Below are 21353 nucleotides of genomic sequence, written 5' to 3'. Positions count from 1 at the left end.
ACATAATGCAACTAATACTAAAGAGCTGCCAAGAAGAGGGATGGTCATGCAGACGCGCTTCGTTGTGGTTCCCGCTCTACCTCAGGAAAAGGAGTGCCTGCCCAGGCTCGCAGGCTTCCCCAAAGCACTGGGCAACGGCTATGACCTCTATGACACGATCGACAAGCTCAGGCTGGTGCTGAACTTTTCAACACGGGCTGAAGCGGATTACGCCTGTGCCTGCCGTAATGGCCTTTTAGGGGAGCGGGAGGACAGCGCTTCAGGGGGGCGTTCTGGATGGTGCGCCGCAGAAACCTGATGCACCGGGGCAACTGACGACGCCCCGGTGCCAACCGTTGACTCAACGATCCTTGTCTTTGTGCTGGGTGCCGCCCATGCGGCCGGTGTCAGTTTGGGTCTGCTTGCCGCCGGCCTGGCCACCTTGGTGCCCGGTATCCCTGGACTTTTCCCAATCCTTGTCCATCTTGTCGTCAGGTTTCTGCCCGGACTGCTGGCCCCCTTTCTGCGTACCTGCCATGCCACCCTGGCCGCCTTTCTGGCCAGCATCGCCGGAATGGGACTGGTGGCTGCCACCTTGGTTTCTATCTTTGTCTTGATTGTTAGCCATGATCGGTTACCTCAAGTCAGACACAGAACGTTCTGTGTTCACGTGTGACTGGCGAAGGTTGCACCGCTCTGCAAAAACTTTCGGTTATTCGGACGAGGCGCTTTAACCAACCCCGGCCCAACCATTAGCGGGCGAAAGCCTGTCGATCAGTGCTTCATGAGAGGCAGGCGTAAACCACAAGCTCCACCAGCATCTCCTCGCGGGCCAGGCCCGCGACCACCACCGCCGCGCGGTTGGGGTAGGGGGGCTGGAAGTAGTCGCCGTACAGCTGGTTGACCGTGGCCAGGTAGCTGCGGTCGGTGACGTAGATCAGCACCTGGGTCACGGCATCCAGCGAACTGCCGGCGGCCTCCAGGGTGTGGCGCAGGTTGTCCAGGGTCTGGCGGGTTTGCGCCTCGATGCCGCCCGCGACCACCTGGCCCTGGGCATCGATAGGGATCTGCGCGGTATAGAGCGTGCCGTTGCCGACGACGGCCCACTCCAGCGGTGCCTTGGAGGCGTATAGGTCGGTCTTGATTGCCTGTTTCATTGAATTCGGTCCTGAGTGTGCAGCGTCAGTCGGCATCGCTGCCGCCGCCTGCGCCATGGCGGCGCGAGGCTTCGGTGCTTTCGACGAGGATGTGATCGGCCAGTTGCTTGAGCCGCTGCCAGGTGCCTTCATTGACGATGAAGCCCTGGTTCGCGGTGCGCGGTGTGGCGCCCGCGATCGGGAGGGGGCCGGCAGGCCGGGTGAACAGCACGGTGACGCCTTGCTCGAACGCCTCGACGGCAGCGGGCTGGGCATCACTGCGCAGCACAGGGCGTAGCTCGCCTGCGGTAAAGTCGGCCAGGTGGCGCTGGCGTGCGTCTTCCCAGCGGGCCTGCACGTGCAGCCCGCGCCCGGCCACCTTGCTCAGGTAGCCCAGCAGTAGCAGGCGGTTATGGCAATGATGGATCTGCAGCAGCGCCTGGCCACGGCGCATCGCCTTGTCCTGCATCAGCGCCACTGCCGTCGCCGCGCAGCGCAGCACGCTCTGGCCGTGGGCGTCGATTACCAGCAAGGTGCTGTCCTCGAAGCTCAGGGTGAAAGGCTGGCTGGCTTCGCCTTGCAGAGGGTCCAGCGCCTGTGCCAGTGCGCCAATGCCGTCCAGCCCTTGCAAGTGCAGCCAGCCCACCAGCTCGGCCGCGTCCTCGCAGTCGCCAGGGGCAAAGCCCATGCCTTCGAAGGCTTTGCGGCACATCACCTGGATTTCGTTGAGCGATACACGCATGGTCACAATGCTCCCTGCGGCATGACCGCGAAGTTCCAGTCGTCGTCAAACGGCTGGGCTATGTCGTTGAGCCCGATATCGCTTACCAGCGGCGCGCCCTGGAACAGGGTGATGCGTACCCAGCGGCTCGACTTGGGGTCGAACTTGCCCGCACCGAAGAACGCCAGCTTGCAGCGCAGCAGGTGGATCGGCAGCATGTCGCGGTCCAGCAGGTTGGCGCGGATTTCCCCGTAGGTACTCTGCGCCATGCCTTGCAGGCGGCGCACCGTGCCCTTGAGCGTAGGCGCAGCGATGAGCAAATGCGCGGTCAGGGCCTGCGGATGAGCCTGCAGGTGCTCAAGCACGGCGGCGTGGCAGCGCTGGATGTTGCGGGCGATGCCCAGTTGCATTTCCTTTTCCGCGCCCGGTTCCTCGGCGCGCATGCCCAGGCGGGGTTCCTCTTTCTCGGCCGAGCGGTACCAGAAGAAATGCTCGGCTTCCACGCTAGTGAAGTCGTAGGCCAGGGCCCACGCAAACTGCTGCTCGATTAGCCCGCGCAACTGCCGCAGGGGCATCTGCGCGTCCAGTTGCCAGCCTTCGTCGGCACCCATCTGCTCGGCCAGCGGCGTGACCTGCTCGGGGTACAACTCCAGCAGCAGGCTCACCAGCAGCTCCTGGCAGCCCAGCCCGGCGTGCGCTTCGCTCCAGGCCAGCAGCCGAGGCCAGAGATCATCGCCGGCAGGCTGGTCAGCGAGCCAGTCGGCCAGCGCCGCAAGCTCGGCCAGAGTTTGTCGGTTCTGTTGGCCCTGGAGCAGGTCTTCGGTCTGGGTCTGGCTGAGGTGCAGGCGGGCCCGCGTCAGCAAGCCTTGCAGGCGCGCCAGTCGGGCGGGCTCGGCCGGTTGCGCCAAGGCCAGGGCCAGCGCGGTTTCGCGGGTGCTGAGCCAGCGTTCCAGCAATTGCGGGTGGTTGATCAGGAAGGGCGCCATGCCCAGCCCGGTGGCGTTGCCGACCCCCAGGTAGCGTTGCAGGGCCGGGGCCAGTGGCACGGCCCGCTGCGGATCGAGGGCACGGGCCATGTGTTCGATCTGCTCGATGCTGAAATGGCGCAGTAGGTAGACCGTGAACATCTGCGCGCTGAACGGCTGGTTGAAGTCCGGGTTGTCCTGCAGGCAGCCGAAGTCGGCGATGCCGAACTTGCCGTTGCCGTACACCGCAGTGGTGCGGTAGAGGTAGCCGACCTCGGCCAGTTGGTGCGGGTCGGGTTGCTGCCCTTCGGCCAGCGCCGCCAGGAAGCGGTCGAAGTTGCGCAGGCTGCGGTTGGCCCGGGACAGCACCAGCACCCGGGCATCGAAGCGGCCGGCCTCCTGCAGCGGCACGTTGCGCTGCAGGTCGGCCAGTTGCGCCGCGTCGACGTCGCCGGCGACCAGCACGAAGGCAACGTCCCACTGGTCGGCAATCACCCGGTCGCTGCGTTTTTCCGGCGGCAGGTAGGCTGAGAAGATCACGCAGTGGTAATGCCCATTCGGTGTGTCGATGCGGTAGATGGCGGTGCCGAAGCCTTGCGCATCGAGGTCGAAGCGGCTGCGCTGGATCTGCCAGCGCTGGTTCATCATCCGCCGCATGCTGCTGCGCACGAAGCTCAACGGGCTCTGGAAGTGACTGCCCAGCCGGGCCAGGTCCATGACCTGGGCGGCAGGGCGCAAGGCCAGTGATGCAGGTAGGCTGTTGGACATTGTTGTCATACCTGGATGGATCATGTTCAGACGCCTTGTTCGCGGGCCATGTGCCGGGCGATGCGTACGGCATCCCACAGCGCTGGCAGGATCACCAGCGACACCGGCACCGCGGTGATGACAATGAAGGACTGCAGGGCCGTCACGCCGCCCGCGCCAATGGTGATCAGCACCACCGCCGCCAGGCCCATGCCGATGGCCCAGAAACCACACAGCCATTTCTTCGGTTTATCGTTGCTGGACATCGCCAGCGCTACGGTGAAGGCCATGGCATCGCCATTGGTCGCCACCGAGATGAAGCTCAGGAACAGGAACAGTGCACTGATCAGGCCGCCCAGCGGCAGGTTCTGCGTCACCCCCAGCAGCAGGTCTTCGGGCTGCGCGCCATGGGCGGTGACGATGCCCGGTGTCTGCAGCTCCAGGCCGATGCCGGTACCACCGACCACGGTGAACCAGAACATGGTCACCAGCGGCGCGATGATCGACAGCGTCATGATGATCTCGCGGATGGTGCGGCCCCGCGAGATCCGCGCGACGTACAGTGCCACCATCGGTGCATAGCCGATGAACCAGCCCCAGTAGAACACCGTCCACCAGTCCAGCCACTTGGGGTCGGCGCGGAACAGCGTCATCGGGATGAAATGCTCCACATGCAGGGCGAACGCCGCCGGGAAGCCGCCGAGGATGAACAGCGTTGGGCCGAACACCACCATGAACAGCGCCAGGCCGATCATCAGCCAGACATTGATCTCGCTGACGAAGCGGATGCCCTTGAGCCCTACCAGGCAGGACACGGTGTACATCGCCGTGACCAACACGATGGTCAGCGACTGGGTGACGATATCGTTGGGCAGGCCCCACACTGCGTGCATGGCACTGCTGATCTGCAGGCCGAGGAAACCGATCGGGCCGATGGTGCCGGCAACCACGGCGATGATCGAGCTGGCATCGGCCAGTGTGCCGATCGGGCCCTTCAACGCTCGCTCGCCAAACAGCGGGTAGAGCAGGGTGCGCGGTGCCAGCGGCAGGCCCTTGTCGTAATGCAGGTGCATCAGCACGATGGCCAGCAGGCTGCCGAGCACCGCCCAGGCGAGGAAGCCCCAGTGCACGAAGGATTGCGCCAGTGCCGCGGTGGCTGCGGCCTCGCTGTGCGGTTGCAGCCCGGCGAACAAGGGCGGCGGGCTGGCAAAGTGCATCAGCGGTTCGGCCGCGGCCCAGAAGGCGCCGCCGCCTGCCAGCAGGGCGCACATGATCACCGCGATCCAGTTGAAGGTGCTGATGTCCGGGCGCTGGGCCACGCCGCCCAGGCGCACGCGCCCGCAGCGCGAGAAGCCGATGCCCAGGCTGACCGCGAAGGTCGCCAGCATCAGCACCTGCCAGTACAGGCCAAAGGCCTTGGTCGACCAGGCGAACAGGGTGTTGACCAGCGCCGACACCGTGTCGATGTCGATCAGCGCCGCCAGCAGGAAGGCGCCGAGGAAGCCGCCGCTGATCAGGAACAGCGGCCAGTCAATGTCCCGCGTCAGCGGCAGGCCCATGGCCTGGCCTTCAGCCTGCAGGGTGGTTGGGTTTTTCATGAAGCCTCCGGAACCTGCGATTGTTGTTATTGTTGATGCTGTCCGTGCAAGGGGCTCAGGCCTGCGCCGTGGTGGCGGTCTCCAGCAGGCGCAACCAGTTCAGCCCCATGATGTTGGCCACGTCGGCCTCGGCAAAGCCACGGGCACGCAGGCCCTGGGCGATGTTGCCGAAGTCGCGGCTGTCGCGGAACCACTGCAGCGGTGCCGGCCAGTTGGCGTTGTCCTTGGAGCCTTCGCCGTAGTCCTTGTCCTTGCTCCAGCGGCCATTGCGCATCCATTCGAGCACCGCCAGCGGTTGTGCCTGGCACAGGTCGGTGCCGATGCCGATATGCTCCACGCCCATCAGGTCGGCGGTGCGCGCGACCATGTCGCAGAAGCTTTCCAGGCTGCAGTCCGACGCGCCCTTGAGGTGGAACGGGTAGGTGCTGAAGCCCAGCAGCCCGCCGGTTTCGGCGATGCCGCGCAGCACCGCATCGGACTTGTTGCGCTTGGCGGCGTGGAAGCTCGACGGGTTGGCGTGGGAAATGATCACTGGCCGGCTCGACAGCTCGATGGCTTCCAGGGTGCTGCGTTCGGCGCTGTGGGACATGTCGATGAGCATGCCGACCCGGTTCATTTCGGCGATCACCTGGCGGCCGAAGCGGCTGATGCCGTTGTCTTCGCGCTCGTAGCAACCGCTGGCCAGCAGGCTCTGGTTGTTGTAGGTGAGCTGCATGATGAATACCCCGAGCTGGCGGAAAACCTCCACCAGGGCAATGTCGTCCTCGATCGGCGAGCAGTTCTGGAAGCCGAAGAAGATCCCCACCCGGCCTTCCTCGTGGGCCAGGCGAATGTCGCTGGCCGTGCGCACCGGGCGGATCAGCTCGGGCCAGGTTTCGAAGCGGCGGTTCCACTCACCCAGGCGCGACAAGGTCTCGCGGGCGTTCTCGTGGTAGGCGATGGTGGCGTGCACCGCGCTCAGGCCACCGGCCTGCATTTGCTGGAATATTTCCGGGCTCCAGTTGGAGTACTGCAGGCCGTCGATCATCAAGAGGTCGTGCATGGCGCGTATTCCTTCAGGGCCGCAGGTAGGTGGTCTTGACCACGGTGTAGAAGTCGCGGGCGTACTGACCCTGTTCGCGGGGGCCGAAACTCGAGGCTTTGCGCCCGCCGAACGGTACGTGATAGTCGGTGCCGGCGGTGGGCAGGTTGACCATCACGCAGCCGGTCTGGGCACCGCGCTTGAAGGCGCTGGCGTGGCGCAGCGACTGGGTGATGATGCCGGCGGTCAGGCCGTATTCGGTGTCGTTGAGCGTGGCCAGTGCCTCGTCGAAGTCACTTACGCGGATCACGCAGGCGATCGGGCCGAATACTTCCTCGCGGTTGATGCGCATGTCGTTGCGGCTGTCGATGAACAGCGCCGGGCGCATGTAGTAGCCGTCGCTTTCCAGCTGCAAGCGTTCGCCGCCTTCGACCAGGGTGGCGCCTTCGTCCTGAGCCAGCTGCAGGTACGCCAGGTTCTGTTCAAGCTGGCGCGCATCGGCCACCGGGCCGATCTGCACGCCGGCCTCCAGAGCATGGCCGACCTTGAGCTGGCGCATGCGCAGGCGCAGGGCTTCGACGAAACGGTCGTGGATGCCTTCGCAGACGATCAGCCGTGACGAGGCCGTGCACTTCTGCCCGGTACCGAAGAAGGCGCCGTTGAGGGCGCATTCCACCGCCAGGTCGAGGTCGGCGTCGTCCATCACCACCAGGGCGTTCTTGCTGCCCATTTCCAGCTGGCAGCGCACCAGATTGCCCGCCGTGGCGACCGCGACGCGACGGCCGGTCTGCAACGAACCGGTAAAGGTCAGGGCGTCGATCTCGGCCGACTGCACCAGGGTTTCGCCGACGCTGGCGCCGCTGCCCATGACCAGGTTGAAGGTGCCGTTTGGCAGGCCCTGGCGGCTGATGATCTCGGTCAGTGCCCAGGCGCTGGCCGGCACCAGGTTGGCCGGCTTGAACACCACGGCGTTGCCGAACGCCAGCGCAGGGGCGATCTTCCAGGCGGCGGTGGCCATGGGGAAGTTCCACGGGGTGATGATGCCGACCACGCCCACCGGTTCGTGATGCACTTCGATGTCGATGCCGGGGCGCACCGACGCGGCGGTCTCGCCCATCTGGCGCAGCACTTCGGCGGCGTAGTAATGGAAGAACTGGCCACTGCGGGCGACCTCGCCGATGCCTTCGGCCAGCGGTTTGCCTTCTTCCCGGGAGAGCAGCTCACCGAGCTCCTGCTTGCGGGCGATCAGCTCGTCACCGATGGCCATCAGCACCTGCTGACGGGCTTCCAGACCGCTGGCGGCCCACTTCGGCTGGGCGGCGCGGGCTGCCTGGATGGCCTGGCGGGCTTGTTCGGCGCTGGCCTGGTGGTATTCGCCGATCAGGTCGCGGGTGTCCGAGGGGCTGTGGTTGCTCAGGGTGGCGTGGCCTACGCACCACTGGCCATCGATGTAGTTCTTGTAAGTGTTGAGTGACATGGATGAAAGCCTCTGTTTGCCTGGCGTTCATCTTGCGAGCAATATGCAGCAAATAAAAATTAATAAAAAAAATGCTTTGATAAGGAAAGCTAACCATGTTGCCCGAGCTGAAAATCGCCCAGCTGCGCTACTTCCTGCTGGTCGCTGAACTCAAGAGCTTCCACGCCGCCGCGCGCCGGGCGTTTCGCACCCAGCCGGCGATCTCGCTGGCGGTGCGCGAACTGGAGCAGAAGCTGGACCAGGCGCTGGTCGAGAAGGGCGGCGGCCGTTTCGAGCTGACCCCGTTCGGCGAGCATTGCCTGCCGTTGTTCCGTGGCCTGATCGAGCACCACGACCGCATTGTCCGCGAGGCCACCTTGCTGGCCCGCCACGAGATCGGCCAGGTCAGCATCGCCACCGTGCCGTCGGTGGCCAGCCGCATGTTGCCCGGGCCATTGGCGCGCTTTGTCGCCGAGCACCCGAACGTGCAGGTCAGCATCCAGGACGGCACGGCCGAGCGTGTCCAGCAGTTGCTGGCCCAGGGGCAGGTGGACTTTGGCATCAGCAGCCTGTGGCAGGAGGACGATCAGCTGGATTTTTCCCCGATCGTCAATGATCAGGTGGGCGTGGTGTGCCGCGCCGACCATCCACTGGCGCAGGCCGGCGGTGCCCTGCACTGGTCGCAATTGCAGGGCGTGCCGATGGTGCGCAACGGTACCTCGCAGCTGCTGGCAGGCACCGATGCCGAGTGCTTGCTGGGGCATAGCCGGTTGTTCGTCTCCAACATGATCTCGTTGATCGCGATGCTGGAGGAGGGGGTAGGCATCAGCACCTTGCCGTACCTGGCGTTCCCACTGGAAAACGAAAAGCTGGCGTTCGTGCCGCTGGTCGAACCTAAGGTCGAGCGGCACATCGGCATGCTGACGCGCAAGGGGCGCAGCTTGTCACCCGCAGCCGGGGCGCTGATGGCTTTTCTGCAGGTGCAGCTGGCTGCGCAGGATCAGCGGGCGTAGATCTGCTGGCCGGCAAGCAGGTCTGCAGCACTTGCGTATCGCGCAGCGATTCTGGATCGACACTGAGCACGTCGCGGTCGAGGACGATCATGTCGGCCTGCTTGCCGACCTTGAGCGAGCCGACTTGCTGCTCCAGGCGCATGGCCCAGGCGGCGTTGAGGGTATAGGCCTGGAACATCACTTGGCGGTCGATTGCTTCATCGGCATTGAGCACGCCTTTGGGGCCTTTGCGGCTGATGGCCTGGTAGATCGCCTTCCACGGTTCCGGGGTGGTGATCGGCCAGTCGCTGGCACCGGAAATGGTCGCGCCATTTTTCACAAGCGAGCGAGCCGGGAAGGTATGCAGGAAGGCCATTGCGTTCACGTATGGCTTGACCAGGTCCATGTTCGAGGCGTCGGCGCTGGCCCAGTACAGCTGCATGGCGGCAATCACGTCGAGCTGCTTGAAGCGGGCGTATTCCTTGGGGTTGACCATCTGCAGGTGGGTGATGGAGTGGGCGATGCCGCTGTTGCGCTGCCGCCGGGCCTGTTCGATGCCGTTGAGCGCTTCGCGCACGGCGCGGTCGCCGATGGCATGCACATGCACCAACCAGCCACGGGCATCGGCGGCGCTGACCAGCTCGCCAAAGTGCTGTGGGTCCAGCAGCAGCTCGCCGTGCTGGCCGGAGTTGCGATAGGGTTCGAGCATCGCCGCCGTCTGCGCTGGCGCCTCGGCGACACCGTCGGCGAACACCTTGATGCCCGGCAAGGTGAGGTTGTGCACGCCGAAAAATTGCTGGCGCACCTTGTCCAGCTGGTCCAGGTCCGCAGGACGGGCCTTGGAGTCGGCCATCAGCAGGGCGGCGATATGGGCAGTCAGCTCGCCGTGCTCGGAAAGCCGCTTATAGATGGGCAGCACGCCCAGCGAGTCGTTCTTCACATCGGCGCCCGGCCGCTCATTGGCCAGCGGGTCCATCCAGCCGGTGATGCCCAGCTGCTTGTAGTAGTCCAGGGCTCTGCGCCCGGCGCTCATCAGGGTCTCGTCGCTCAGTGGCGGCAGCAAGTCGGTGACCGGGTAGTAGCTGGCGTCGGCGAGAAAGCCGTTCGGCGTGCCGTCCGCGTGCTGGCCCAGGGTGTTGCGCGTTTCGGCGGGGAGGGCAGCGATGGTTTTTGCATCGATCCCGGCGCGCTTGAGCATGGCCTGATTGGCCCAGCCAGTGTGCATGTCGTTGGCGGCGAGGAGGATCGGCTGCTCGGCCCACTCACTGTGGTTGAAGCGCTGCTCCAGTGCGGCAATGTCATCCCAATAGGTGCCAGGCACGCCACCGACGCTCAGGAACTCGCCACGCACGGCCTTGCCGTCGCTGCGCCACTGACGCAGGCGCTGTTCCAGCTCATCCAGTGATACCTGCTCGCCAGCGAGGTTGGCCAGCTCCAGTTGCAGGCCGCCTTTGATGGCGTGGGAGTGGGAATCGAGCATGCCCGGCATCAGCACCTTGCCGCCCAGGTCGATGACCAGGGTGCCTTCGCGCTTGAGGGATAACACGGCCTGGTCGGAGCCCACCGCGACGATTTTCTCGCCTTCGACCGCAACGGCCTGTTGCAGCGGTTGGCCAGGCTCGGCGGTGTAGACCTTGGCGTTATGCAGGATCACGTCCACCGCCGCGAAACCCGGCAGGGCGGTGCAGGCCAGGCCAGCGCTGATCGCCATCTTCAGCAGGTGCTTCATTTGGTGCCTCGTTGTTGTTGTGGTGGCAGCGCAGGCTAGCCAAGGTGCCAACGCGGTTAAAGGCACGGGCAGGCACAACTTTTTTCGCTCTGGGGAAATAATCCATAGCCTATGATTGCGCGCAGATGCTTACACCCGAACGTCGCCCTTTTCGTTTGTGCCTGACAGGAAGAAACCATGGACAAGATGATGGCCCTGACCATCTTCGTTGCGGCCGCCGAGCACGGCAGCTTCAGCCGTGCCGCCGAGCAACTGGGAAAGACGCCTTCGGCGATCACCAAAGCTGTCGCGCACCTGGAAAGCGAACTGGGCGTGCGCCTGTTCGAGCGCACCACCCGGCGCATGGCGCTGACCGAGGCCGGTAACCTGTACCTGGATGGCGCCCGGCAGGCGCTGATGCACCTGCAACGGGTGACTGAAGAGGTGGAGCAGCTGCAGCACGCGCTACGCGGCACTCTGCGCATCACCGCGCCGCCGTCGTTCGGCCCGGCGTTCCTCAACCAGGTGTGCTGCCGCTTCATGCGCGAGCACCCGCAGGTGCGCCTGGAGGTCAACCTCAACGATGCCAACGAAGACCTGATCGATGGCGGTTATGACCTGTCGCTGCGTGACGGCCCCACCGACCAGCCGGAACTGATTGCCCAGCCATTGATCGAGAACCGTGTGATGCTCTGCGCCAGCCCCACCTACCTGGACCACCACGGCGACGCGATCACCCTGGACAATTACGCCCAGCACGATTGGCTGCTGCTGCGCCACCCGCTGCTCAACCGCAGCTACTGGTGGATCGACCATGAGGGCCAGACCCTGCGCGTGCGCCAGCCGATGCCCAAGCTGGTGAGTGACAGTTTCGATTTCCTCCTGGCTTGCCTGCTTGATGGGCAGGGGCTGCAGTTCGTGCCGACCTGGAGTGTCGCGCCCTACCTGGCCAGCGGGCAGTTGGTGGAGGTGATGCCCGACTACTGGCGGGCCTTGAGCGCGTTCGGGCCGTGGGTCCATGTGCTGTACCTGCCGCACCGGCGCAATACCCGCAAGGTCCAGGCGTTCATCGCCATGCTGCATGAACACCTGCGCGGGCAGGGGGCACAGGTGGCGGGGCGCGGCTGAGTTTTTCCGCGCTGGCACAAAAGTTGTGCGGGTTGTGGCAATGATCGGTGCGAGAACGCTGGTTAGGCTTGCAGCAGTCACCTGACCACCGCGTATCAGGAGTTTCCCGCAGTGAAGATCCACACCCTCGTCACCGACATCCGCATACCTCTCGAGCGGGGCCGCCAGATCGGCGAACGCTTTGCCGAACAGATCCGTACCACCACCGCCCTGTACCTGGACTTCTTCCCACGGGTGGGGGTGTCGCTGGCCGAGGCACAGCGCATCGGCGAAAACAGCCTGGCCGCCCTGGAGGCCTGGAGCCCGAACCTGGCTGCCGAAGTGGTCGGTATGGCCGACGGCGCCGGGTTGCCACTGTGGCAGCTGGCGAGCCTCAACGCGCGTACCGAAGTGCTGGCCGCCCGTACCCGCCACAGTGAATGCTCCACCACCGTGCACGCCCCCCATGGGCCGCGAGCGCCGCAGACCCTGCAGACCTGGGACTGGCACGACAGCCTGTGCCCCCATGGCCTGATGTTGGCGCTGCAGAGCGAGCGTGGCATGCAGGTCAAGCTGTTCTGCGAGTTCGGCATGCTGGCCAAGCTGGGTGTCAACAGCGCAGGTGTGGGCCTGCATTTCAACATCCTTCACCACCGCAGCGACAACGACAGCGGCGGCGTGCCGGTGCACGCGATCGCCCGTCGCCTGTTGGAGGACGCCAGCAGTGTCGAAGAGGCCATCGAGCTGGCACGTTCGGCGCGGGTCAGTGCCTCGACGGTACTGACGGTGTTCTCCCGCCAGGACTGCAGCCCTCGTGCGGTCAGCATCGAGCTGAGCCCCGAGCGCACGGCGCTGGTGTTACCGCGTGAAGATGGCTGGCTGCTGCACACCAACCACTTCCTCGACCCTCAGCTGAGCCTGGGTGAGCAGGTCGCCGACCATGCCGACACCCTGTGCCGCCTGGGCCACCTGGAACAGGTGATCGGCCAGATGGGCAGCGCTGACCTGCGCGTCCGTGCCGAAGCCATGTGCGGTGCCGCAGGCGACCGCGCGCCGATCTGCTTCCACCCGGACATGGCCATGCCCGACACCGAACGTTGGGAAACCCTGCTCAGCGTCGGCATCGACACCGAACGTTGCCTACTGGAGTACGTGGCTGGCACGCCTGTGCACCTGGCCAGGACTGGCTTCCAAACCTTCTGAGCCACACCGGCTGCAGCTTGCCCAGGCCGGCTGCGCCCGCTGAACGAGAACAACAACAATGCATGCGCAACAGACTCAGCCTGCGTCATCCCGCTCCGCCTTCCGCACCTTTTGCGTCTCCGGCATGGGCACGGCGCTGGAATTCTACGACTTCATCATCTACGGGACCGCCGCCGCGCTGGTGTTTCCCCAGGTGTTCTTCCCGCAGATGGATCACCTGACCGCCACCCTGGTGGCGTGCAGCGCTTTTGGTGCGGGCTTTTTTGCCCGCCCGCTAGGGGGCCTGGTGTTCGGCCACTTCGGTGACCGCATCGGCCGCCAGAAGGTGCTGGTCACCACCTTGCTGCTCATGGGCCTGAGTACTTTTCTCATCGGCTGCCTGCCTGGCCATGCCAGCATCGGCGTGGCGGCACCGATCCTGCTGGTGCTGCTGCGCCTGATCCAGGGCTTTGCCGCCGGCGGCGAGTGGGGCGGTGCCGCGTTGTTCGGCATCGAGTCGGCGCCGCCTGGGCGGCGTGGCCTGTGGGGTAGCTTCACCAGCATGGGTATCGGTGTCGGCGGCATTCTCGGGGCTGCAGTGTTCGCCATTGTCAGTGCGGCCTTCAACGACAACCTGGTCGATTTTGCCTGGCGCATTCCGTTCTGGCTGGGAGGCACCTTGGTGCTGATCGGCCTGTACGCACGATTGAAGGCGCCCGCTCCCGCCATCATGCCTGAGGCCAGACCTGCGCGTGCACCGCTGGCCGAGGCCCTGCGCCGGCGCCCAAGGCAGCTGTTGCTGTGCACCGGGGTCGCCTTCGGCTACTGCACCATCGCCTATATCGGCAGCACCTTCTTCCTCACCTACGCCACGCAGGTCGGTTTCGGCAGTACCCAGGCGCTGATGTTCGACCTGGCGCTGTCAGTGGCCATCGTGTTTTCTGCGCCGCTATTCGGCCACCTGTCGGACCGCCTGGGCCGGCGTGTGGTGATGGGTTTCGGTGCAGTGATCATGGCCATGGGGTTGTTCGCGTTCTTCTCGCTGGTGGGCATGAAGAGCTTCGCCATCGCCTTGGTCGCTTATTGCCTGACCGGCCTGCTGATGGGCGCGACCCAGGGCCCGATCCCGGCCTTGCTCGGCGAGCAGTTCCCACGCAGCATGCGCTACTCGGGGATTTCGGCCTGTTATCAGATCGGCGCGGCGTTGGGCGGCGGTACGGCTTCGAGCATCGCCACGGCGATCCTGATCCTGACCGACCACAACCCGCTGGGCGTGGCGTTGTATGGGGCAGCGGCGCTGGCGCTGGTTGCGGTGTGCTCGCTGATGCTACGGGAGACTTCGCGCTTGAGCATGGCGCAGATCGATGAAGAGGATGCCAGCGAGGCTGCGGTTGAACGTTGCCAAGGGCCAGCGCTCATACATGCAAAGGGCAAAGCGAGGAGTGTCACCCATGAGCATCGAACGCAGCATCCCCGAGCTTGAGGCCTGGTACGCCCAGTACGATGACATCAGCTACCGCCGCGAGTCGCCGGACGCCTACCACCATGAACTGGTGCGCACCGCCGAGGCCCTGCGCGACGATGGCGCGATCGACTGGGACGACTGGCTGGCGCTGAAGGCGCTGGCTGACGAGGCCCATGTCGGAGCCTTGGAAGACGCCGTGCAGGCCCACGTCAGCGACCCCGACGCATGAAAGCGCTGAAGATCGCCACCTTCAACATCAACGGCATTCGCAGCCGCCTGCCGGCGCTGCTGGCCTGGCTGGAACGGGAGCAGCCGGACATCGCCTGCCTGCAGGAACTCAAGGCGCCCGACGCGCAGTTCCCGCGCCAGGAACTGGAGGCGGCCGGTTATGGCTGCCTGTACCAGGGGCAGCCATCGTGGAACGGCGTGGCGATCCTGGCGCGTGGCAGCGAACCGCTGGAGGTACGTCGCGGCTTGCCTGGCATGGAGGACGACAGCCAGAGCCGCTATCTGGAAGCCGCTGCGCATGGCGTGCTGGTGGCGTGCCTGTACCTGCCGAACGGCAACCCGCAGCCCGGGCCGAAGTTCGATTACAAGCTGCGCTGGTTCCAGTGCCTCATCGAGCATGCCAAGGCACTGTATGGCAGCGGCCACCCGACGCTGTTGGCAGGCGATTTCAACGTGGTGCCTACCGACATGGACATTTACAACCCTCGCTCATGGCTGAAGGACGCGCTGCTGCAACCCGAGTCGCGGGCATGTTTCCAGCAGCTGCTGGAGCAGGGCTGGGTCGATGCCATTCGCCACCTGCACCCCGACGAGCGCGTGTACACCTTCTGGGATTACTTCCGTAATCACTGGGCGCGCAATGCCGGGTTGCGTATCGACCACCTGCTGCTCAACCCGGACCTTGCCCCTTACCTGAAGCGGGCGGGTGTCGACGCCTGGGTGCGCAATGAAGCCAAGGCCAGTGACCACGCGCCGGTGTGGGTCGAACTGGCGGCGCGCAGGAAGGCATGAGCCCTTTCAAGTTGCACTGGCATAACCGAATATCAGGCAATTGACTGCCAGCGGTGCATAACTCAGAACCCTGGGGTGATCTGGCCCTTGTAGCGGGTCAGGATGAAGTTGCGCACTTCGGGCGAGTTGAGCGCCTTGGCCAGTTTCTGGATGCCCGGGTCCTGCAGGTTGTCGGGGCGGGCGACCAGGTATTCCACGTACAGGTCCTTGCCTTTCTCGACGATCAGCGCGCTGTTGGTATCGATGCCGGCCTCCAGTGCGTAGTTGGCGAAGACGAAGGCCAGGTCCACCTGCTTGACCGAGCGGGCCAGCATGGCGCCTTCCAGCTCGCGGATCTTCAGGTGGCGCGGGTTGTCGGTGATGTCGCGCTGGGTGGACTGCGGGTTGCCCGGGTCCTTGAGTTTGAGCAACCCGGCCTCGGCCAGCAGCACCAGGGCGCGGCCGGTATTCACCGGGTCGTTGGGGATGGCCACGCTGGCGCCCTCGGGCAGCTCGGCCAGGGTCTTGTACCGGGATGAATAGGCACCGAACGGCTCGATGTGCACGCCCACCACCGGTACCAGGTTGGTGTGCCGGGTCTGGTTGAAGTCGTTGAGGAACGGCCGGTACTGGTAGTAGTTGGCATCCAGGTGTTTCTGCGCCAGTTGCAGGTTGGGCTGGATGAAGTCGTTGAACACCTTGATGTCCAGGTCCACGCCTTCCTTGGCCAGGGCCGGTTTGACGAATTCGAGGATCTCGGCGTGGGGTACCGGGGTGGCACCGACCACCAGGTGTTCGGCGGCCTGGGCGCTGAAAGCGATGAAGGCGGCGAGGGCAGTGAGGGTCTTTTTCATGAGGGGATACCTTGCAGGAGTCAGCGTCGGGTGAAATGTCTTACCAGGCGGTCGCCGCTCATCTGCAGCACCTGCACCAGCAGGATCAGCAGCAGCACGGTGACCACCATCACATCGGTCTGGAAGCGCTGGTAGCCGAAGCGGATCGCCAGGTCGCCGAGGCCGCCACCACCGATCACGCCCGCCATGGCGGTGTAGTCGACCAGCACGATGGCGGTGACCGTGACGGCCGCGAGCAGCCCGGTGAGGGCTTCGGGCAGCAGGGTGTAGCGGATGATCTGGGTAAGGCTGGCGCCCATGGCCTGGGTGGCTTCCACCACGCCGTGGTCGACCTCGCGCAGGGCGGTTTCCACAAGACGCGCGAAGAACGGCGTGCAACCCACCACCAGTGGCGGGATGGTGCCCTTGACCCCGAGGGAGGTGCCGGTCAGCAGCGTGGTCAGCGGGATCAGCACGATCAGCAGGATGATGAACGGCAGCGAACGCAGCACGTTGACCACCACGGAAAGGGCTCGGTAAAGCGGCCCGTTGGCCAGCAACTGGCGTTGCCCGGTGAGATACAGCAACACCCCCAGTGGCAGGCCGAACAGCACGGTGAAGCCCAGTGCCGCGCCCAACATGCTCAGGGTATCGAGGCACGCCTGGGCGATTTCGGCCCAGTCGAGGTGGCTCAGCAGTTCGTTCATGGGCGTGCCTCGCGGCGCAGTACGGCCGCCGGGTGCGTGCCTGCCAGGCGGTCGCCGCGACCGAACAGCTTGTTACGCAAGGTGCCGGGTTCATAGGCACGCTTGAACAGCCCCCGCGCCTGCAGCTCCGGTACCAACAGGTCGACCACCGCCTCGAAGGTTTCCGGGGCGACCACGCTGGCCAGGTTGAAGCCGTCTACACCGGTTTCATCTACCCATTCCTGCAATTGATCGGCGACGGTGCGGGCCGAGCCCACCAGCACTGGGCCGTCACCGCCGATGGCGCAGTAGTCGGCAATTTCGGCAGTGGTCCAGGTGCGTGTCGGGTCAGCGCGGGTGAAGGCTTCCACGGCCGACTGAATGGCTTCGCTGGGCACTTCGCGCAGCACCTGGCCGGGTGCGTACTCGGCGAAATCAATGCCGGTCCAGCCGGACATCAAGGTCAAGGCGCCACTGGTGCTGGCGTACTGGCGGTATTCGTCGAGCAGGGCCAACGCCTGCTGATCGGTGGGTGCGACGATGACCGTCAGTTGCTCGAGAATCTGCACATCGTCCGGCGCACGGCCGGCAGCAGCCACGGCCGCGCGCAGCTCCGCCACCTGCTTTTTCAGCACCACCTTGCTTGGCGCGGCGACGAACACGCACTCGGCGTTGGCGGCGGCGAACGCGCGCCCGCGGCTGGAGGCGCCGGCCTGATAGATCACCGGGGAACGCTGCGGCGAAGGTTCGCTCAGGTGAAAACCCGGCACCTTGAACCAGCTGCCCTGGTGGTCGATAGCATGGACCTTGCGCGGGTCGGCATACACACCGGTTGCCCGGTCGGCCTGCACCGCATCGTCTTCCCAGCTGGTTTCCCAGAGCTTGTAGCAGACCTGCAGGTACTCCTCGGCCAGGGCATAGCGCTGGTCGTGGCTGAGCGGGGGCTGGCCGAGGTTGCGCACGCCGCTGGCAAGGTACGAAGTGACGATGTTCCAGCCAGCGCGACCCTGGGTCAGGTGATCGAGGGTACTCATGCGCCGGGCAAACGGGTAGGGGTGTTCGAACGATACCGACGCGGTCACGCCGAACCCCAGGTGGCGGGTGGCAGCCGCCATGGCGGGTACCAGCTGCAACGGGTCGTTGACCGGCACCTGGGCGGCGTTGCGCAGGGCCGCGTCGGCATTGCCGCCATATACGTCATAGACGCCCAGCACATCGGCGATGAACAGGCCGTCGATGCAGCCACGCTCCAGGGTCCTGGCCAGCTCTACCCAGTAGTGGATATCGGTGTAGCGGGTGGCCTGGTCCCGCGGGTGGCGCCACAGCCCGGGCGAAAGGTGGCCGACGGTGTTCATGGCAAAGGCATTGAGGCGGATCTGCTTGGTCATGGTCGGGCAGCCTCAGTTCCAGTCATGGCGGGCAGGCTTGATGCCGTTCAACGCCCAGTTGCCGACCAGGTGATATTTCCAGCGCACCGGGTCGTGCAGGGTGTGCACCCGGGCGTTGCGCCAATGCCGGTCGAAGTTGTGCCGGGTCAGCGACGAGCGCGTGCCGCCCAGTTCGAACAGGCGGTTGCTGGCCTCGATGGCCACCTCGGTGGTGAGCACCTTGGCCTTGGCCACGGCCACCGAGGCCAGGGCCACGTTGTCTTCATCCGGTGCCGGTCTGGCGGCATCCAGCGCCAGGCCTGCACGTTCGAGCAGCGCCTCGGCCGCTTCCTGGCGGATCTCCAGTGAACCGACCTGGATGATGGTCAGCGGGTCTTCACTGGCCTTTTCAACCTTGGCATCGATCCATGGGCGAGCGTGCTCGCGCACGAAAGCGATGGTGTCATCCAGCGCGGCGCGGCCGATGCCGGCATCGATGGCGGCGGTGGTCAGCTGGGCGAAGGGGCCGGCCAGGGTCGGGCTTTCGTAGGAGCGGTAGCTGGGAAACAGATTGAACGGCGGAACCCGCAGGCCATCGAGCAGCACCGTACCGCTGGAGGTGGTGCGCTGGCCCATGCTGCTCCAGTCGTCGACGATCACCAGGCCAGGCGTGCCGCGTTCGACGAATGCCAGTTGCGCACGGTCCTGCTCATCCAGCGCCAGCACCCCGATCCAGTGGGCATACAAGGAGCCGGTGCAATAGCCTTTGCGCCCATCGATGCGATAGCCGTCGCCTTCGGTAACCAGGCGTGTGCGGATGTCCTGCACGGTCTTGCCACCGGTTTCCGACAGGGCATTGGCAAAGCGATGGCCCTGCAGCACCAGGCTGAAGAAGTGGCTCTGCTGCTCGGGCGTACCTTGCAGGCGGATATCTTCGAGCAGGCAATAGTGGTTCTGCGGGATCTGCCCCAGCGAAGGGTCGGCGGCGGAGATGATGGCGATCACCCGGGCGAGGGTGGCATACGAGACCCGCGCTCCGCCATGTGCCCGGGGCACGGTGATGCCCCAGAGCCCGCTGTTGGAGAAGGCGTCGACAATGTCTGCCGGCACTTCCCGCTGTCGATCGCGTTCGGCTGCGCCTTCGCGCAACAGGGCGGCGACCTGGTAGGCGACGGTGATCGCTTCGGCGTCGTCGCGGATGATGTGTGCCGCGGGAGGGCGGATTTCGTAGGCAGCAGAGAGTATTTCGCTAGGCATGGACAACTCGGTGTGTAGTCGGACGACTTCACATTGCAGCTGTTGTGCCAGCCCGCAGGGGCCCAGAAAATCCGGGCGTTTGAGCCGAGTGGCGCTGAGTCGGCCTGTGTAATTGCATGGACAGTTGTTGCCGAGGTGTTTGCCTGGCAACAGCGTCATGCTTCTAGTGCGTCAGGCTCACGTGCGCAGCGCTTGCACCAACTCTGCCTTGGTCATGCTCGAACGGCCCTTGATGCCCTTGCTGCGCGCCTCCTTGAGCAGGCTTTCCTTGGTCTGGCTTTCCAGCGACCTGCTCGATGTCCTGCCATGGCCTTCGCGCGTCTTGGCTGCGCGCTTGGCCGAATCCGAACGGGCGGTCTTCTTCTCGCCAGCAGACGTCTTGCTACCCGAACCGCCTGACTTCTCGCCACCACCGGACTGCTTGTTGACGGTGGCCCAGGCGCGCGCCTCGGCCTCGTCTTTCGAAACGCCCTTGTGCTCGTAGCTCTCTTCTATGTGCTCGGCCTTGCGTTTCTGCTTGTCGGTGTATTTGTCCTTGTCGCCGCGTGGCATGGCAATCCCTCCTGCGTGGTGTGCCTGAACAGTTGAAGGGCTGGGGCAACCCGAAGTGCCATTGAATGGACAGGCGGTGCGCTCAGGGCTCGCTGATCTGCGACAGCGGCCTGGCCACCTGTTCCAGCGAACGCCGCTCGGCGGCCACGCCCCACAGCGCCTGGGCCAGGGCAGCGATGACCATCAACGCTGCGCCGAGCAGGTAACCGTACAGTACGTTGAGACGCTCGCCGGTTTCGATCAGCGCGCCGAACAGGGTCGGCCCGATCAGGCCGCCCAGGCCGGTGCCAAAGGCATAGAACACGGCAATCGCCAGCGCCCGGATCTCCAGCGGGAAGGTTTCCGCCACGGTGAGGTAGGCCGAACTGGCCGCCGCCGAGGCGAAAAAGAAGATCACCATCCAGGCCAGGGTCTGCTGGGTCACGTCGATCAGCTGCTGCTGGAACAGGTAGCCGCTGAGGGCCAGCAGCACGCCCGAGACCAGGTAGGTCGAGCTGATCATGATGCGCCGGCCGACCACGTCGAACAGCCTGCCCAGCAGCAGCGGGCCGCAGAAGTTGCCCAGCGCGAAGGGCAGGATGTACCAGCCCACCTTGGCCGCTGGCACCTCGTAGAAGTCGGTCAGCACCAGCGCATAGGTGAAGAAGATCGCGTTGTAGAAGAATGCCTGCGCGGTGAGCAAGGTGAGGCCCACCAGTGCACGGCGCCGATGCTCGACGAACAGGCTGTGGAATACCTCGCGCAACGGCGTGTGGTGGCGTGCGCGCAGGCGCAGGGGAGGGACCTGCAGCGGTGGGATCGCGATCCCGCGCTCATGGTAATGGCGTTCGATGTCGGCGACGATGCGCTCGGCATGCTCCGGCTGGTTGTGGATCATCAGCCAGCGCGGGCTTTCCGGGATCCACAGGCGCATGAACAGGATCAACAGGCCCAGCAGCGCGCCGATGCCGAAGCACAGGCGCCAGCCCAGATCGCCACCGGCCACTGCCGGGTCGAGCAGAATCACCGCACCGGTCGCGCCGAGCGCTGCGCCAATCCAGAAGGTGCCATTGATGGTCAGGTCGACCCAGCCGCGATAGCGCGCCGGGGTGAACTCCTGGATGGTCGAGTTGATCGCCGTGTACTCGCCGCCGATGCCGGCGCCGGTCAGAAAGCGGAACAGCAGGAAGCTCCACAGGCTCCAGGAGAACGCGGTCGCGGCCGTGGCGCCGATGTACAGGAACAAGGTGATGAAGAACAGCCTGCGCCGCCCCAGGCGGTCGGTCAGCCAGCCAAAGCACAAAGCACCGAGGACCGCGCCGGCGATGTAGGTGGCGCCTGCCAGGCCGATCTCGGTGTTGCTCAGGTGCAGTGCGGGGCTGTCCTTGAGCGCACCCGCCACCGAGCCCGCCAGGGTGACCTCAAGGCCGTCGAACAGCCAGGTGATGCCCAGGGCCAGTACCAGCAAGGTGTGAAAACGCGTCCACGGCAGGCGGTCGAGGCGGGCGGGGATGTCGGTGCTGTATAGCCGCTCGTGTTCCGATGCGCTATCGGGCGGTTGCAGGGCTTGGGTTGCCACGGCGATTCCCCTGCTTTCAGGCAC

The 21353-nt window shown here is 65.2% G+C and carries 20 protein-coding genes and 1 pseudogene; 7 read left to right on the top strand and 14 right to left on the bottom strand.

Features of this window, described 5'->3' with window-relative positions:
- Window positions 1-40 precede the first annotated feature (40 nt).
- Window positions 41-298 carry a hypothetical protein gene (locus ACOKS3_RS16920; protein ID WP_258035870.1) on the top strand — a complete coding sequence of 86 codons (258 nt, stop codon included), beginning with the start codon at window positions 41-43 and terminating at the stop codon, window positions 296-298.
- Between the two features lie 42 nt (window positions 299-340).
- On the opposite strand, the gene ACOKS3_RS16915 is transcribed toward ACOKS3_RS16920, so the two are convergent.
- The 7 genes from ACOKS3_RS16915 to ACOKS3_RS16885 form a co-directional block, all read right to left on the bottom strand.
- Window positions 341-607, bottom strand: coding sequence for a hypothetical protein (locus ACOKS3_RS16915; RefSeq protein ID WP_103447816.1), 267 nt, complete (start codon window positions 605-607; stop codon window positions 341-343).
- A 154-nt stretch (window positions 608-761) separates the two neighbouring features.
- Window positions 762-1136, bottom strand: a complete 375-nt coding sequence (locus tag ACOKS3_RS16910; RefSeq protein WP_103447815.1) for a RidA family protein — start codon at window positions 1134-1136, stop codon at window positions 762-764.
- A 25-nt stretch (window positions 1137-1161) separates the two neighbouring features.
- Window positions 1162-1857: a DUF3726 domain-containing protein gene (locus ACOKS3_RS16905; RefSeq protein ID WP_422764083.1), complete on the bottom strand. Its 696-nt coding sequence runs from the start codon at window positions 1855-1857 to the stop codon at window positions 1162-1164.
- A 2-nt stretch (window positions 1858-1859) separates the two neighbouring features.
- The gene (locus tag ACOKS3_RS16900; RefSeq protein ID WP_103447813.1) at window positions 1860-3569 is read right to left on the bottom strand and encodes a hypothetical protein; all 1710 of its coding nucleotides are present in this window, start codon (window positions 3567-3569) and stop codon (window positions 1860-1862) included.
- Between the two features lie 26 nt (window positions 3570-3595).
- A complete protein-coding gene (locus ACOKS3_RS16895; RefSeq protein ID WP_422764082.1) occupies window positions 3596-5146 on the bottom strand; it encodes a BCCT family transporter in 1551 nt (516 codons plus the stop codon).
- 55 nt (window positions 5147-5201) lie between these two features.
- Window positions 5202-6188, bottom strand: coding sequence for a dipeptidase (locus tag ACOKS3_RS16890; protein WP_103447811.1), 987 nt, complete (start codon window positions 6186-6188; stop codon window positions 5202-5204).
- A 13-nt stretch (window positions 6189-6201) separates the two neighbouring features.
- Entirely contained in the window at window positions 6202-7644 is a 1443-nt protein-coding gene (locus ACOKS3_RS16885; protein WP_103447810.1) for an aldehyde dehydrogenase family protein, read from the bottom strand.
- 95 nt (window positions 7645-7739) lie between these two features.
- Between ACOKS3_RS16885 and ACOKS3_RS16880 the strand changes: the two genes are divergently transcribed.
- Entirely contained in the window at window positions 7740-8636 is an 897-nt protein-coding gene (locus ACOKS3_RS16880) for a LysR substrate-binding domain-containing protein (protein ID WP_422764081.1), read from the top strand.
- Here ACOKS3_RS16880 and ACOKS3_RS16875 read toward each other — a convergent pair.
- A pseudogene (locus ACOKS3_RS16875) lies at window positions 8624-10344 on the bottom strand (amidohydrolase). The gene ACOKS3_RS16880 and the pseudogene ACOKS3_RS16875 overlap by 13 nt on opposite strands.
- A 177-nt stretch (window positions 10345-10521) precedes the next feature.
- Here ACOKS3_RS16875 and ACOKS3_RS16870 point away from each other — a divergent pair.
- From ACOKS3_RS16870 to xth, 5 genes are all read left to right on the top strand, one after another.
- Window positions 10522-11451, top strand: a complete 930-nt coding sequence (locus tag ACOKS3_RS16870; protein WP_103447807.1) for a LysR family transcriptional regulator — start codon at window positions 10522-10524, stop codon at window positions 11449-11451.
- Window positions 11452-11562: 111 nt separating this feature from the next.
- Window positions 11563-12633: a C45 family autoproteolytic acyltransferase/hydolase gene (locus tag ACOKS3_RS16865; protein WP_422764080.1), complete on the top strand. Its 1071-nt coding sequence runs from the start codon at window positions 11563-11565 to the stop codon at window positions 12631-12633.
- A 58-nt stretch (window positions 12634-12691) separates the two neighbouring features.
- On the top strand, window positions 12692-14095 hold the full coding sequence (locus ACOKS3_RS16860) for an MFS transporter (RefSeq protein WP_422764079.1): 1404 nt from the start codon (window positions 12692-12694) through the stop codon (window positions 14093-14095).
- Window positions 14064-14306, top strand: coding sequence for a hypothetical protein (locus ACOKS3_RS16855; protein WP_103447804.1), 243 nt, complete (start codon window positions 14064-14066; stop codon window positions 14304-14306). Before ACOKS3_RS16860 ends, ACOKS3_RS16855 begins: the two co-directional genes overlap by 32 nt.
- Window positions 14303-15097 (top strand): exodeoxyribonuclease III, encoded by a 795-nt coding sequence (xth, locus tag ACOKS3_RS16850; protein WP_103447803.1) that lies wholly within the window; start codon window positions 14303-14305, stop codon window positions 15095-15097. The genes ACOKS3_RS16855 and xth overlap by 4 nt, the downstream gene beginning before the upstream one ends.
- Window positions 15098-15159: 62 nt before the next feature.
- Here xth and ACOKS3_RS16845 read toward each other — a convergent pair whose 3' ends face one another.
- From ACOKS3_RS16845 to ACOKS3_RS16820, 6 genes are all read right to left on the bottom strand, one after another.
- Window positions 15160-15930, bottom strand: coding sequence for a MetQ/NlpA family ABC transporter substrate-binding protein (locus tag ACOKS3_RS16845; protein ID WP_422764078.1), 771 nt, complete (start codon window positions 15928-15930; stop codon window positions 15160-15162).
- Window positions 15931-15950: 20 nt separating this feature from the next.
- Complete coding sequence (locus tag ACOKS3_RS16840) at window positions 15951-16616, bottom strand: methionine ABC transporter permease (protein ID WP_103447801.1); 666 nt, start codon at window positions 16614-16616, stop codon at window positions 15951-15953.
- Window positions 16613-17983: an LLM class flavin-dependent oxidoreductase gene (locus ACOKS3_RS16835; RefSeq protein WP_103447800.1), complete on the bottom strand. Its 1371-nt coding sequence runs from the start codon at window positions 17981-17983 to the stop codon at window positions 16613-16615. Before ACOKS3_RS16835 ends, ACOKS3_RS16840 begins: the two co-directional genes overlap by 4 nt.
- 12 nt (window positions 17984-17995) lie before the next feature.
- Window positions 17996-19219, bottom strand: a complete 1224-nt coding sequence (locus ACOKS3_RS16830; protein ID WP_422764077.1) for an SfnB family sulfur acquisition oxidoreductase — start codon at window positions 19217-19219, stop codon at window positions 17996-17998.
- 177 nt (window positions 19220-19396) lie between these two features.
- Entirely contained in the window at window positions 19397-19771 is a 375-nt protein-coding gene (locus tag ACOKS3_RS16825) for a termination factor Rho (protein WP_422764076.1), read from the bottom strand.
- 82 nt (window positions 19772-19853) lie between these two features.
- Complete coding sequence (locus ACOKS3_RS16820) at window positions 19854-21329, bottom strand: MFS transporter (protein WP_422764075.1); 1476 nt, start codon at window positions 21327-21329, stop codon at window positions 19854-19856.
- Window positions 21330-21353: the final 24 nt, after the last annotated feature.

This window comes from Pseudomonas sp. HS6-2 (genome assembly GCF_049325675.2).
Taxonomy (GTDB): domain Bacteria; phylum Pseudomonadota; class Gammaproteobacteria; order Pseudomonadales; family Pseudomonadaceae; genus Aquipseudomonas; species Aquipseudomonas putida_N.
Note: the sequence above shows the minus strand (reverse complement) of the source record. Positions and strands in the feature narration are given on the sequence as shown.